This is a genomic window from Mesorhizobium sp. B2-2-4, assembly GCF_006442375.1.
GTDB lineage: Bacteria > Pseudomonadota > Alphaproteobacteria > Rhizobiales > Rhizobiaceae > Mesorhizobium.
Window position 1 is genome coordinate 197,938 of sequence record NZ_VFWB01000010.1, and the last position, 13,477, is coordinate 211,414.

The 13,477-nt window shown below is 63.8% G+C and carries 12 protein-coding genes; all 12 read right to left on the reverse strand.

What is annotated here, in order from left to right; genetic code table 11:
* Positions 1 to 134: 134 nt before the first annotated feature.
* A complete protein-coding gene (gene nirB, locus FJ959_RS24615) occupies positions 135 to 2,585 on the reverse strand; it encodes a nitrite reductase large subunit NirB (protein ID WP_140632617.1) in 2,451 nt (816 codons plus the stop codon).
* Between the two features lie 20 nt (positions 2,586 to 2,605).
* Positions 2,606 to 3,907, reverse strand: a complete 1,302-nt coding sequence (locus FJ959_RS24620; RefSeq protein ID WP_140496177.1) for a nitrate/nitrite transporter — start codon at positions 3,905 to 3,907, stop codon at positions 2,606 to 2,608.
* A 68-nt stretch (positions 3,908 to 3,975) separates the two neighbouring features.
* Positions 3,976 to 4,296, reverse strand: a complete 321-nt coding sequence (locus tag FJ959_RS24625; protein WP_140496176.1) for a hypothetical protein — start codon at positions 4,294 to 4,296, stop codon at positions 3,976 to 3,978.
* 210 nt (positions 4,297 to 4,506) lie between these two features.
* Positions 4,507 to 5,733, reverse strand: a complete 1,227-nt coding sequence (locus FJ959_RS24630) for a CmpA/NrtA family ABC transporter substrate-binding protein (RefSeq protein ID WP_181167297.1) — start codon at positions 5,731 to 5,733, stop codon at positions 4,507 to 4,509.
* A 2-nt stretch (positions 5,734 to 5,735) separates the two neighbouring features.
* Positions 5,736 to 6,338 carry an ANTAR domain-containing response regulator gene (locus tag FJ959_RS24635; RefSeq protein WP_140496174.1) on the reverse strand — a complete coding sequence of 201 codons (603 nt, stop codon included), beginning with the start codon at positions 6,336 to 6,338 and terminating at the stop codon, positions 5,736 to 5,738.
* A gap of 125 nt (positions 6,339 to 6,463) precedes the next feature.
* Complete coding sequence (locus FJ959_RS24640) at positions 6,464 to 6,796, reverse strand: hypothetical protein (RefSeq protein WP_140496173.1); 333 nt, start codon at positions 6,794 to 6,796, stop codon at positions 6,464 to 6,466.
* A 112-nt stretch (positions 6,797 to 6,908) separates the two neighbouring features.
* Positions 6,909 to 7,709: an endonuclease/exonuclease/phosphatase family protein gene (locus FJ959_RS24645; RefSeq protein WP_140549708.1), complete on the reverse strand. Its 801-nt coding sequence runs from the start codon at positions 7,707 to 7,709 to the stop codon at positions 6,909 to 6,911.
* A gap of 107 nt (positions 7,710 to 7,816) precedes the next feature.
* Entirely contained in the window at positions 7,817 to 9,280 is a 1,464-nt protein-coding gene (locus tag FJ959_RS24650) for a phosphatidylserine/phosphatidylglycerophosphate/cardiolipin synthase family protein (protein WP_140632620.1), read from the reverse strand.
* A 124-nt stretch (positions 9,281 to 9,404) separates the two neighbouring features.
* Entirely contained in the window at positions 9,405 to 10,430 is a 1,026-nt protein-coding gene (locus FJ959_RS24655) for an ABC transporter ATP-binding protein (RefSeq protein ID WP_140632623.1), read from the reverse strand.
* An 8-nt stretch (positions 10,431 to 10,438) separates the two neighbouring features.
* Positions 10,439 to 11,281, reverse strand: coding sequence for a carbohydrate ABC transporter permease (locus tag FJ959_RS24660; protein ID WP_140556658.1), 843 nt, complete (start codon positions 11,279 to 11,281; stop codon positions 10,439 to 10,441).
* Positions 11,278 to 12,198 (reverse strand): sugar ABC transporter permease, encoded by a 921-nt coding sequence (locus FJ959_RS24665; protein WP_140496454.1) that lies wholly within the window; start codon positions 12,196 to 12,198, stop codon positions 11,278 to 11,280. Before FJ959_RS24665 ends, FJ959_RS24660 begins: the two co-directional genes overlap by 4 nt.
* Positions 12,199 to 12,221: 23 nt before the next feature.
* On the reverse strand, positions 12,222 to 13,466 hold the full coding sequence (locus FJ959_RS24670; RefSeq protein WP_140496168.1) for a sugar ABC transporter substrate-binding protein: 1,245 nt from the start codon (positions 13,464 to 13,466) through the stop codon (positions 12,222 to 12,224).
* Positions 13,467 to 13,477 lie beyond the last annotated feature (11 nt).

The following is a 13,477-nucleotide window of genomic DNA, read 5'->3' on the forward strand; positions in this document are numbered from 1 at the left end:
GGAGATCGGCAGTTTTGCTGATGGCGTCCGTTCTGCGAAGTTGGCGATTGGCAAAGGCCGTTGTGGCATCCAATCTCCCCCCTTGAGGGGGAGATGGCCGGCGGGACAGAGGGTGGCTCGCGCGAACATCTCCATCACTCCGCCGCCTCCGCGAACCCGACCGAGGCCATCGGCCGGAACTCGTGCTTGTCCTTGCCTGACACGCGTTCCGACCACGGATCGACCTGGGCGAATTTCTGGGAAAAGACGAAGCGGTCGTAGAAGGCCTTGCGCTTGTCGCCATCGTCCATGATCTGGCGCTTGATCTCGGCGATGCCGACGCGCTTGGCCCATTTGTAGATGCGTTCGAGATAGCGGGCCTGCTCGCGGTACATCTGCGTCAGCGCCACGATATGCTCCAGCGCTTCGTCCTCGGTCTTGACCAGGCCAAGCACTTCGGTGCCTTTGATGTCGAGGCCTGCCGCACCCGCGAAATGGATCTCGTAGCCACTGTCGACGCAGATGACGCCGACGTCTTTGCAGGTCGCCTCGGCGCAGTTCCTCGGACAACCCGACACCGCCATCTTGACCTTGGCCGGCGTCCACGAGCCCCACATGAATTTCTCGATGCGGATGCCGAGGCCGGTGGAATCCTGCGTGCCGAAGCGGCACCAGTCGGAGCCGACACAGGTCTTCACCGTGCGCAGGCCCTTGGCATAGGCATGGCCGGAGACGAAGCCGGCCTGGCCGAGGTCGGCCCACACCGCCGGCAGGTCTTCCTTGCGGATGCCCAGCATGTCGATGCGCTGGCCGCCGGTGACCTTCACCATGGGGATCTCGAACTTATCGACGACATCGGCGATGGCGCGCAGTTCGGCGGCATTGGTGACGCCGCCCCACATGCGCGGCACCACCGAATAGGTGCCGTCCTTCTGGATGTTGGCGTGGACGCGCTCGTTGATGAAGCGTGACTGGTAGTCGTCCGCGTATTCGTCCGGCCAGTCGCAGACGAGATAATAGTTGAGTGCCGGCCGGCATTTGGCGCAGCCGCAGGAGGTTTTCCATTCCAGTTCCTGCATGATCGCGGGAATGGTCTTCAGCGCCTTGGCCTTGATCAGCCGGCGCACCTCGTCATGGCCGAGCGTCGTGCAGGAGCACATGGGCTGTACGGCGGCCGGGTTGTACTTGTCGCCGATGGTCAGCACCATCAGTTTTTCGACCAGCCCGGTGCAGGAGCCGCAGGAAGCCGACGCCTTGGTGTGCGCGCGCACGTCGTCGAGCGAAGTCAGCCCCTTGGCCGCGATCGCGCCCGTGATCTTGCCCTTGCAGACGCCGTTGCAGCCGCAGATTTCCGCATCATCCGGCAAGGCTGCAACGGCCGCCATAGGGTCCAGTGGGGCACCCCCCTGGTAGGACTGGCCGAAGATCAACGTATCGCGCATTTGCGATATGTCTGTTTGCTTCTTCTTGAGGTCGTTGAACCAGGCGCCGTCCGCGGTCTCGCCGTAGAGCACGGTGCCGATGATGCGGTCGTCCTTGAGCACGAGGCGCTTGTAGACGCCGGCCGCCGCGTCGCGCAGCACGATCTCCTGGCGGTCCTCGCCCTCTGCGAAGTCGCCGAGCGAGAACAGGTCGATGCCGGTGACCTTGAGCTTGGTCGGCGTGTCCATGTGGACAAAACCGGCCGCCTCGTCGCCGGCGAGCTGGCGGGCGGCGACGCGGGCCATCTCGTATAGGGGGGCGACCAGCCCATAGATCTGGCCGTTCACCTCGGCGCATTCGCCGAGCGCGTAGATGTCCGGGTCGTTGCTGCGCATGCCGGCATCGACGACGATGCCTCTGTTGACGGCGATGCCCGCCTCCTTCGCCAGCGCTGCGTTCGGCCGGATACCGACGGCCATCACCACCAGCGTCGCGGGGATGACGGTGCCGTCGACGAGTTCGACCTGCTCGACCTTGCCGTTGCCCGTGATCGCCTTTGTATTGGCCTTGGTGACAACCTTGATCCCGCGCTGCTCGACGGCGCGCTGTAACAGATAGCCTGCCGCCGGATCGAGCTGGCGCTCCATCAGCGTCGGCATGACATGCAGCACGGTGACGTCCATGCCTTGCGCGTTGAGGCCCGCTGCTGCTTCCAGTCCGAGCAGTCCGCCGCCGATGACCACAGCCTTGGCGCGCGACTGGGCCGCGAGCATCATCGCCTGGACGTCGTCGAGGTCGCGATAGGTGAGAACGCCGGGCAGGTTGTGGCCGGGCACCGGGATGATGAACGGCACCGAGCCGGTGGCGATGACAAGCTTATCGTAGGGTTCGGTGACGCCGTGGTCCGACGTGACGGTCTTCGCTGCGCGGTCGATGGCGACGATCTTGTGGCCCTTGTAGAGGGTGATGTTGTTGGCGATGTACCAGCCGTCGCCATGGATGATGATTTCTTCGTAGGCCTTCTCGCCCGAGAGGACCGGCGACAGCATGATGCGGTCGTAATTGACGCGCGGTTCGGCGTTGAAGATGGTGACGCTGTAGCGGTCCGGCGCCTGTTCCAGCAGGTGCTCCAGCATGCGCCCGGGGGCCATGCCGTTGCCGATGATGACGAGTTTTTGGGTCATGTTCCTAATCCGCTCCGGTGTCACTCTGCAGCATAGGAAAGGGTCGACGCCTTGGTTGATGCGGCCCGCCCCATCCGCCTGACGCTGACATGCATCCAGGCAAAGCAGGCGACGACGAGGACGAAGAGCAGCATGAAGCAACTCGACCAGACGCCGGTGAGATCGTTCAGCGCGCCAAAGGCGATCGGCAGGATGAAGCCGCCAAGGCCGCCGATCATGCCCACGACGCCGCCAACGGCCCCGACGCTCTGCGGATAGTAAGCCGGGATATGTTTGTAGACGGCGGCCTTGCCGAGGCTCATGAAGAAGCCGAGCACGCAGGCGACGGCGATGAAGGCGAGCGGGCCGATCTCGAAATGGAAGGCGATCGGCCCGCTGATGCCGCGCACCACATAGTCTGCCGAGGGGAGAGACAGCACCAAGGTCGCGACGGCACAAACGGAGAAGGTCCAGTAGAGTACGGTACGAGCGCCGACGCGGTCGGAAAGCACTCCGCCATAGGCGCGGAAGATGCTCGCGGGAATCGAATAAGCCGCGCCGATCATGCCGGCGGTCGCCAGCCCGAAGCCGTAAACGCCGATCAGGTAGCGCGGCAGCCACAGCGACAGCGCCACGAACGCACCGAAGGAGAAGAAGTAATAGAAGGCGAAGCGCCAGACCTGCGGGTTCTTCAGCGGCGCGAATTCCTGCCAGAAGCTCCTCGCAGGCGTGGTCTTGCCGGCGCGGCGCTCGCGAATCACGGGATCGTCGCCGGTCGTGAACCAGAAGATGGCGGCCATGATGACGAGTGCTGCCGCCCAGATCAGCGCGACCGATTGCCAGCCCCAGGCGAGAAGCACGAAAGGCGCCAGGAATTTGGTGACAGCGGCGCCGACATTGCCGACACCGAAGATGCCGAGCGCCGTGCCCTGCCTGCCCGCCGGGAAGAAGCGCGAGACATAGGCGACGCCAACGGCGAAGGAGCCGCCGGCAAGCCCGACGCCGAGTGCAGCGATCAGCATCTGTCCGTAAGTGTGCGCAAAAGCGAGCAGGAAGGTCGCTACCGCCGCAGCGAGCATGGTGGCGGTGTAAACCAGCCGTCCGCCATAGCGGTCGGTCCAGACGCCGAGCACCATGCGCACGAGGGAGCCGGTGAGGATCGGCGTGCCGACGAGCAGGCCGAACTCCGTCTCGTTCAGCCCAAGTTCCTGCTTTATGCGCACGCCGATGATGGAAAAGATCGTCCACACCGCAAAGCAGACTGTGAACGCGATGGTGGACATCACGAGCGCCTGCCGGGGGGCATTGTCCTGGCTGGGCGCGGCTGGGAGGATTGCGGTCATGTCAGGCTCCGGTTTGCGATGGAGAAGCACCGCGCGTGTTTTCTTGATCGATGGTCAGCGGCGCGGCATCAGCGCGGCGAGCTTGGCGCGTTCACTTGGGCACCTTTGCCCTCGGCCACGGCGCCAACCGGGAACAGCATCTTCGCTGCGACGAACAGCGCCGCCGCCAGCGCGCTGCTGGCGACAAAATCGCGGCGCGTGAAATCCTTGAGGGTTGTTCCAGTTCCGATCCGTTTCGTCATCGTCGTCTCCGGTTGGGCGCTGCCTGGGACCAGCACCGTCGATTGCGTGTTCGGCCAAACAAAAAAGCCGCCGGCCAGGTCTTCGCGTCCGGGAATCCGGATCGCGTCTTGACCTGAGCGGCAGCTTTGCCTGTGGGCGCCCGCCATTGGACGCCTGTTCCGTGACCCACTAAGGGTCCGGTTATTTCAATGCAGGAACCGTGCCAGTCTCGCCTTAGAAAGGAATTTCGAATGAATTCAGCTGAATAGCCGATTCACGGGCAGATCCGGCCACCAGGTGACAAGGCCAAACATTGGTCAGCTATGCGATCAGTCCGCATAAATTTTGTGCAATGCACAAGAATGGCGCGGAAATGATCACCCTTGCCGCTGCGCCCCGATATAAGCGTCGATCTGGTCCGGATCGAAGATGCGGCCGTCGAAGAAACCGTCGGGGCCGAGCACCAGGCTTGCCCCGGCCGAGCCGACGGGCGTTGCGATCTTCAACGCCCCCTCGACCTTGGCATTGGCGCCCGGCAGCGCTACGCCGAGTGGCTTCAGCGCCGCCCGATAGAGGTCGGGCCGGTAGCAGTCGCGGGCGACGGCGAGGTTTTCAGGCGTGTGCGCGATATCGCCCCAGCGCACCATCTGGGTGTAGAACCACAGCGCATGGCTCTTCCAGGGAAAGTTCGCCGCCTTGTCGAACGGAACGAAGAAGTCCTCGACGTTCCGCTCGGCGCCGCTGCCGAGGCGGAGATGTCCGGTCAGGACCGGCATCTGGATTTCGGCGGACTGGCCAAGGAGGCCGGGCTGCGCCATCAGCGCCGCCAGTTCGCCTCGATTGGCCGGGTCCTGGCACCAGCGGGCGGAGTGGTGCAGTGCCCTGAGCAGCGCCGCCAGCGCCTCCGGCTGCGCTTCGGCCCAGGCCTTGCGCGCACCGATCACCTTTTCGGGACTGTTGCGCCACAAAAGCGCCTTGACGGTGACGATGTGGCCGGTGCCGGCCGCGACGGACGCACTGTTCCAGGGTTCGCCGACGCAATAGCCGTCGATGCGGCCGGCGGCCAGCGCGTCGGCCATGAAGGGCGGCGGCACGATGACGATCTCGATCTCACCGTCGGGGTCGATGCCGCAGGCGGCGAGCCAATAGCGCAGTTCGTAATTGTGCCCGGAATGCGGATGCACGACGGCGAAGCGTAGCGGGTCGCGGCCGGCCGCCGCGCGTTCGCGGATAAACGCGCCGAGCGCCGCGCCGGCGCGGGCCGGATCGAGATCCGATACGGCGCCGTGCGCCGCCATGCCTTCCCAGACGGCGTTGGAGATGGTGACGCAATTGCCGCCGAGGCCGAGCGAAAAGGGCACGATCGTCTCGGATGCCAGCGGCGTGAGCCCGAGGTTGCAGGCGAGCGGCATCGGCCCAAGCATATGGGCAAGGTCGAAATGGCCAATGGCGATGCGGTCGCGGATGTTGGCCCAGGAGGTTTCGCGGTGGAGGACGAGATCGACGCCTTCGCGCGCGGCAAAGCCCATTTCGCCGGCCGCGACCAGCACGGCGCTGTCGAACAGGGGCATGAAGCCGGCGGTGATCTGATGCGCAGCTGTCATGCTCATTCATCCTCCAGCGGCCCGAGCAGCCCGGCTGTCGTCACCAGGCTATGGGCGATGTCGCTGATCTTGCGGTTCTGGTTCATCGCCGTCTTGCGCAGCAGCGTGTAGGCCGCGTCTTCGCTCAGACCCCGCGATTTCATCAATATTCCCTTGGCGCGGTCGATGACCTTGCGGTTCTCGAGTTCGCTGCGCGCTTCCTCCAGTTCGCGTGCCATGCGAGAAAAGGCGTTGAAGCGGCTGACGGCCATGTCGAGGATCGGCTTCACGCGTTCCTGCCTGAGGCCATCGACGACATAGGCGGACACGCCGGCATCGACCGCGGCCTCGATAGAGGCCTGGTCGGAACGGTCGACGAACATGGCGATCGGGCGCTTCACCGCGCGCGACAGCTGGAACATGTTCTCCAGCATGTCGCGGTTGGGATTTTCGAGGTCGATGACAATCACGTCGGGTTCGATCTCGGCGATGCGGCGCGCAATGCCCGCCACGTCATGGACGACGGTCACCCGCTGATGGCCGGCCTCGCGCAGTCCCGCCTCGATGATCGAGGCGCGGATACGGTTTTCGTCGATCACCAGGACGGCTAGGGAGGATAGGACCATGCCCCGCATTGTGGGCAAGGTCGCGGAATTGTGCAATGCGGCATAGCCAGTGCAGCAGAAGGGGCGTGGCCGCAGCTTACCGCATTGCAATCAGGCCACGCAGATGCACTTCAGCGATCCTCGGGTCAGGTGCAGACACGAACCTCTTCGATCACCCTGTGATGGTGGCGCCAGTGTTTCACCAACTCGATGTGGCAGCGGTGGTGACGATGGTAGCGGCGGTATTCGCGGTCGCTGTAACGAACATCGCTGTCCTCGTCGTCGTTATAGCGATTGTCGATATAACGCTGGCGATCGTGATGGCGGCGCACGACGACCTCGCCATTGTCATAGTCGTCGTCGGGCGAATACTGGGGCTCGTCGCCGGACTGGATGGTGACGCTCGCGGCCTGCGTCGGCGCAATGACGGAAGCCGAAGCGGCCAACGCCATCATCGAGGCCAGGAAAAAGCTTCTCATGTCTCGTCCTCCTGTTGTCCAAGCCATATCAACTCGCAAAAGGAGCCGCCGTTCCGATACCGCCCTACACGCTTTCCAACGCGGTCGACATCAAGGCGTTATCGGCGCGTGGCTACAGGCGGACAAAGGCGGTCAGCGGCAGATGGTCGGAGGCGACCCGCGACAGCGGCGTGTCATGCGCTTCGACGGCCGCGATCATTCCGTGCCGGTTGGCCATGATGCGGTCGAGCGCCAGCAGGGGCAGGTTCGAGGGGAAGGTGGGAACAGCCGGAGGCAACGGTCCAAACGTCAGATGCAGCGTGTTCAGCGCGGAGCGGTTTCCGAGGCGCCATTCGTTGAGGTCGCCGAGCAGCAGCGTCGGCTTCTCGTCGGGGCTGTTCATGATATCCAGTACGACCTGTGCCTGCTGCGACCGCGAACGGCGCAGCAGGCCCAAATGCGCCGCGATGACGCGCAGGGACTGGCTTCCGTCGAGGTCGATTTCTGCCACCAGAGCGCCACGCGGTTCCAGCCCGGGAAGCCTGATCTGATGCACGTCGCGCACGACGCCCTTTTTGAAAAGCAAGACGTTGCCGTGCCAGCCATGGCCCTTGCCGGTTGCCGAAATCGGCACCGGCACCAGGCCGGTTTCCAGTTCGAGCCGGGACAGGTCGAGAAGTCCGGTCCGGTCGCCGAAACGATTGTCCGCTTCCTGCAGGGCGATGACATCCGGGTCGATCTCGCGGATGACGCGACTGGTGCGCTCGGGATCGAACTTGCGGTCGACGCCGATGCATTTGTGGACATTGTAGGAGGCGACCAGCGTTCCGGTGGCGTCCGCCTTGTTGGTCGACGTGGCATTGGCCTTCCGCATCCGCTTGTCGCGAATGGACAAAAGCATGCTTGCCGGCAGGCTGCGCCCGTTCACCCGCATCGTTTGCCCGCCATTCCTGCTGCTTGCACCATGCACCTCAAAAAATAGAACCTTTCGGCATCTGTTCCATCATCGATTTCAAGCTATCTGGCAAACACGTCCTTTTGTTAAAGATAGGGCGAGCCCAGCCACAGGATGCGATCGAACAGACGGATGACGAATGGCCGCGCCCGCAATGCTTCCAGCGTGACAGGGACGGCCGTCTCGATCGCCGCCGCGATCCGCTTTTCGACCTCGCTGGCGAAGCCGGCGTCGAGTACCTCCAGGTCGATCTCGAAATTGAGCCGTAGCGACCTGGCGTCAAGGTTGGAAGACCCGATATAGGCCCATGCGCCATCGATCGAAAGCAGCTTCGAATGGTCGAAAGGTCCTTCCGTGCGCCAGACGCGGCAATAGTGCTTCAGAACCTGGTCGAATTGCGCCGTCATCGCACGGTCGACAAGGAAAAGATTGTTCACCGCCGGCACCACGATATCGATTTCGACACCGCGTCTTGCCGCGGTCGTCAGGGCGCTGATCAGTTCGCGGTCCGGCAGGAAATAGGGCGACATGAGGCGGATCGATTTGCGCGCGACGGAGAAGGCGCCGATCAGCAGCTTGTGATTGGTCTCGACGCTGGCGTCCGGGCCGGACGCGACCGCCCGCACCAGCATGGGCGTGGCGGGCGCCGGCGACAGCGGGGCAATTCGCCAGGCATCGCCCTTCAGCGCCTCGTTGCTGGCGAAACGCCAATCTTCGGCGGCAACCGAAAAGAGGTCGGCTACCACTGGACCGGTCACGCGAAAATGCGTGTCCCTGGAACTGTTGGAGCCGGCAAACTCGGCGGAAAAGCCCTTGCGAATGTTCATGCCGCCGGTAAAGGCAACCGTGCCGTCGACCACCAGGATCTTCCGGTGGGTCCTCAGATTGGCATAGGGCAGGTGCAGGCCCATGACGATGTTGCCGTTGAAGAGCCCGGCGGTGATGTCGGCGCCGCGCAGGTGGCCCAATATGCTGGGCACGGAATAGCGGGCGCCTACGGCGTCGATCAACACGCGCACGCTGACGCCGCGGCGGACCGCCCGGGCAAGGGATTCCACGAAGAGCAGGCCGACGGGGTCATTGTCGAAAATATAGGTTTCGAGCAGGACGCTGCGTTCGGCGCCGTCGATGGCCGCGCACATCGCGGTATAGGCTTCGTCGCCTGTTTCCAGGACCGTGATGGCGTTTCCCGGATGAAGCGCGCGCCGCGCGACCCTGTCGCCCAGCGTCCTGAGGCCGATGAAGCGCGGCCCGTATCGTTCGATGATCAGGGCCTCCTCGGCGGCAATGTCGCGGTCGTGCCTGGCGGACGCCAGATCGCCGGCAAGCGAGCGCTGTGCGCTGATCGAGGCGCGACGGATGCGGTTGATGCCGGCCACGGCATAGATCAGCACCCCCAGGATCGGCGACAGCACCATCACGCCGACCCAGCCGGTGGCGGCCCGGACGTCCTCCTTGGTCATGACGGCATGGGCAATGCCAACGCTCGCGATCACCACCGAGATGGTCGCCAGGATTTGAGGCCAGTGAGTCGCCAGGCTCTGCAGCATGGCTGGAACTATCCAGCGAGCGGATACAGAAGGCAATGCGGCCGGTCATTCGCCGCGTTCCCATGCTTCCGCGGGTTATCGCGTCCGCACGCCGGCTACGCGCTGGCGGCCATTCATGATCGCGTCAGACCGCGCGCCCTTCGCCGTCGAAGAAATGCAGGTGCGCGGGGGCTGCGTTCAGGCCGATCTCGGCGCCAATCTCGGGCGCCGTCCCCTGATTGTGGATGACAAGGCATGTCTGGCCCGCGTTCAATTCCACGTGGATGAGCGTGACGGCGCCAGTGTATTCGGCAAGCTTTACCTTGCCGCGCAGCGTGGCGGACGAAGGCTGGGCCAGCGACAGGTGCTCGGGCCGAACGCCGACCGAGACGGCCGCCGCGGGCACGGTCACCCCGTGGGTGATTGGCCGTCCATCGGCGAGCGGCAGGATGTTCATCTTCGGGCTGCCGATGAACTGGGCGACGAAAATGGTTCGGGGGCTGTCGTAGAGCTCGCGCGGTGAGCCGACCTGTTCGATCTTTCCGTCGCGCAAAACCACGATCTTGTCGGCAAGCGTCATGGCCTCGATCTGATCGTGGGTCACGTAGATCATCGTCGTCGACAGGCGCTGGTGGAGCGCGGCGATCTCGGAGCGCATGTGCACACGCAGTTCGGCGTCGAGGTTCGAAAGCGGTTCGTCGAAAAGGAAGACGTCGGGATTGGCGACGATGGCGCGGCCGATGGCCACGCGCTGGCGCTGCCCGCCCGACAGCTGACGCGGGAAACGGTCGAGCAACGGCTCGAGCTTCAGCGTCGCGGCGGCCTCCGAGACGCGCCGGGCGCGCTCGCCGGCCGGCACTTTGCGGACCTTGAGGCCGAAGCCCATATTGTCGCGGACGGTCAGGTGAGGGTAGAGCGCGTAGGACTGGAACACCATGGCCACGCCGCGCCTGGCCGCCGGAACCTCATTGACCAGACGGCCGCCAATGTGGAGTTCGCCCTCGCTGAGATGCTCGAGGCCGGAGATCAGCCGCAACAGCGTCGACTTCCCGCATCCCGACGGGCCGACGAAGACCACGAACTCGCCATCCTCGATCTCGAGATCGACGCCACGGATGACCTCGACCGTTCCGAACCGCTTGCGGATGTCCTTGAGCAGAAGCTTTGTCATGACTCCCCTTATCCCTTGACGCCGGAGAGGGCGAAGCTCTCGATGATCTGGCGCTGGGCGATCAGATAGATGATGAGGATGGGAACCACGGCCAGGCTGGTCGCCGCCAATTGCAGATTCCACAAGGGCAGGCCGTAGCTGTCGTTGAAGTTGGACAGCGCCAGCGGCAGCGTGAATTTTTCGAGCGAACTGAGGAAGATCAGCGGCTCGAGGAAGAGGTTCCACGAATGCAGGAAGGTGATGATAGCAACCGCGGCGAGCGCCGGCCGCGCCATGGGCAGGGCGATCTTCAACCAGACTCCGAACCGCGACAGGCCATCCATCTTGCCGGCTTCTTCGAGTTCCCTGGGCAGCGCCAGGAAGAACTGACGCATCAGGAAGGTCGCCACCACGCCCTGCGGGCCGAAGACCGGCAGAAGGATGAGCGGCCAGTGCGTGTCGATCAGGCCCATGGCGCGGATCAGGAAGAAGTTAGGGATGATGGTGACCTCTTCCGGCACCATCAGCGCCATCACCAGGAACAGCATCAACAGCCCGGCGCCGGCAAAGCGGATGCGCGCCAGCGCGTAGCCCGCGAGCGAGGCGATGGACAGGGTCAGCACCGTCACCGTCGCGGCGATGTAGAGCGAGTTTAAATACTGCCGCGCGAAGGGCTGATAGGTGAACACTTCCGCGAAGTTCTCGAAGCGCCAGACGCGGGGAATCAAGGTCGGCGCGCCGAAGATTTCGGTGGTGCTCTTGAAGCCGCCGGAAATCATCCACAGGAACGGGAACACGAAGGGCACGGCCAAAAGCAGCAGCGCCATGGTCCAGCAGATGCGATAGAGAATCTCGGTCCGGCGCTGGGTCACTCCATCTCCTTCCGCCGCAACATCACCTGCACGAGGGTGAGCGCCATCACGATGACGAACATGATCAGGGCCAGCGCGGCCGCGTAGCCGACGTTGAAGAATTTGAAGCCTTGCTGATAGATGTAGAAGGCCAGCACCAGGGTGCCGTTTTCCGGGCCGCCGCCGGTCATCTGGTAGATGTGGTCGAACACCTTGAACGAGCCGATCGTCGTCAGAACCATGATGACCAGCGTCGTCGGCGCGAGCAGCGGCCAGGTGATCATGCGAAAGACCTGCCAGCGCGAGGCGCCTTCCAGCGCCGCTGCCTCCTCGTAGTCGCGCGGTATCGATTGGAGCGCGGCGATGTAGAGGATCATGTTGAGGCCGACCATCTTGATGACTCGGGTGACGATGACGGCCGCCATCGCCCAGTTGGGCTCGCGCAACCAATTCGGGCCATCGATGCCGATCCAGGCGAGCATCTGGTTCACGGCGCCGCCTTCGCCCTGCAGCATGAATTTCCAGACGATGGCCCAGGCGATTGCCGATGTGACCACCGGCGCGAAGAAGACCGTGCGAAAGAAGACGACACCGAAGAACGGCCGCGAAAGCGCCAGCGCGAGGGAGAGCGCCAGCGCCATGTTCAGGGGAACGAGCCCCAGCGCGAAGATCACGGAATTGCGCACGACATGCCAGAAGTCGGGGTTCTCCAGCAGCGCATTCTGGAAATTGCGAAGCCCGACGAAGGTCGCCTGCTGGCTGAGCAGGTTCCACTCGGTCGTCGAATAATAGAAGATGGCGACCAGCGGCCCAAGGAAGAAGACCAGGAAGCCGATCAAGGTCGGGCTGACGAACAGCCATGCCTCCAGCATCTCCCTGGCCTTCAAGCTCAGCCACGGCGCGCTGGCAGGGCGCGCCGCATTGTCCCGGGATGCCATGCCGGCCATGAACCGAAATCCTGTCAGAGCAATGGCTGAATGGCGGCGCAGACGCCCTTCAGCGCCTCTTCGACATTGGCGTCGGCCCGCCACAGCGCGTCGACGCGCGGCGCCATCGCGGCGAATATCTGCGGCACATGCTCATGCGAAGGGTGAACGCGGCCGTTGACGATCGCTGCGGCGACGCTTTTCATCTGCTCGGGCGGGATCAGCTTGTTGGAGTTGACGAAGGCGTCGCTCTCTAGGACGCTCTTGCGGGCCGGCGGAAAGAACTGGGCCATGACAGCCACATTGTCCTTGCTGGTCATGTCGGCCACCAGTTGCGCGGCAAGCTCCTTGTTCTTGCCGGACGCAAAGACTGTCAGCGCGGCCTGGCCGATGACCGGAGCTTCGCCGGCGGGTCCCGAAGGCAAGGGGGCGATGCCCCATTTGAAGCCTGCCTCGGGCATCTTCGAGGCTCGCGAGATCTGGTTCACGGTCATCGCCGAATTGCCGGAGAAGTAGTCGCCCTGCTCTCCCGGCGGCACGATCGACCTGTCCTTGAACACCATATCATGGAGCTGCTTGATGGCAGCCACCGCTTCAGGCTTGTCGAGGCCGCACTGGCCGTCGGCCCACAGATCACCGCCGTAAGCGCGCACGGGCGGCAGCAAGGCGTGCGTCATACGCGATGCGTAACCTTCGCCATCCTTGAATTCGAAGCCCCATTTGCCGGGATTGGCCTCGGTGATCTTCTTGGCGACCTCCTGGAATTTCTGCATGTTCCACTCGCCCTTCGCGGCGAGCTGGTTGGGATCTTCGACACCTGCTTTGTCGAACATGTCCTTGTTGTAGTAGATCAGGAAAGGCGAGGTGGAGAAGGGCACGCCGTAGACCTTGCCGTCCTTCTGCCAGAGCGCCATGGCGGGCTGGGAGAAATCGTCGAAATTGTATCCCTCGGTCGCCTTGAGCGTCGGGCCGATGTCCATCAGCAGCCCGGCGTTCTCGAAGGCGGGTGCGGCATCCTCCATCATCCAGGCGATGTCGGGGGCGTTGCCCCCGGCGACCTGGAAAGTGAGCTTCTGCGTGTAGTCGGCGACCGGAACGGTCTCGAATTTCACCGTGACGCCCGGATGCTTGGCGATGAAGCCCTGGGCGATGCCGTTCAGCATCTTGAGGTGGGCCTCGCTGCCCGTCCACACGGTCACTCGGAGTTCCTGGGCCAGCGAGTGCGCCGACAGGGCGCACAGCGCCAAGGTCGATAGTGCAAGCTTGATTGCGGTCTTCATGGTTTCCTCCC

Coding starts and splice junctions, on each gene's coding strand:
- nirB (WP_140632617.1), bottom strand. CDS start 2,585: ATGACCCAAAAACTCGTCATCATCGGCAACGGCATGGCCCCCGGGCGC.
- FJ959_RS24620 (WP_140496177.1), bottom strand. CDS start 3,907: ATGACCGCAATCCTCCCAGCCGCGCCCAGCCAGGACAATGCCCCCCGG.
- FJ959_RS24625 (WP_140496176.1), bottom strand. CDS start 4,296: ATGGCGGGCGCCCACAGGCAAAGCTGCCGCTCAGGTCAAGACGCGATC.
- FJ959_RS24630 (WP_181167297.1), bottom strand. CDS start 5,733: ATGACAGCTGCGCATCAGATCACCGCCGGCTTCATGCCCCTGTTCGAC.
- FJ959_RS24635 (WP_140496174.1), bottom strand. CDS start 6,338: ATGGTCCTATCCTCCCTAGCCGTCCTGGTGATCGACGAAAACCGTATC.
- FJ959_RS24640 (WP_140496173.1), bottom strand. CDS start 6,796: ATGAGAAGCTTTTTCCTGGCCTCGATGATGGCGTTGGCCGCTTCGGCT.
- FJ959_RS24645 (WP_140549708.1), bottom strand. CDS start 7,709: ATGCGGGTGAACGGGCGCAGCCTGCCGGCAAGCATGCTTTTGTCCATT.
- FJ959_RS24650 (WP_140632620.1), bottom strand. CDS start 9,280: ATGCTGCAGAGCCTGGCGACTCACTGGCCTCAAATCCTGGCGACCATC.
- FJ959_RS24655 (WP_140632623.1), bottom strand. CDS start 10,430: ATGACAAAGCTTCTGCTCAAGGACATCCGCAAGCGGTTCGGAACGGTC.
- FJ959_RS24665 (WP_140496454.1), bottom strand. CDS start 12,198: ATGGCATCCCGGGACAATGCGGCGCGCCCTGCCAGCGCGCCGTGGCTG.
- FJ959_RS24670 (WP_140496168.1), bottom strand. CDS start 13,466: ATGAAGACCGCAATCAAGCTTGCACTATCGACCTTGGCGCTGTGCGCC.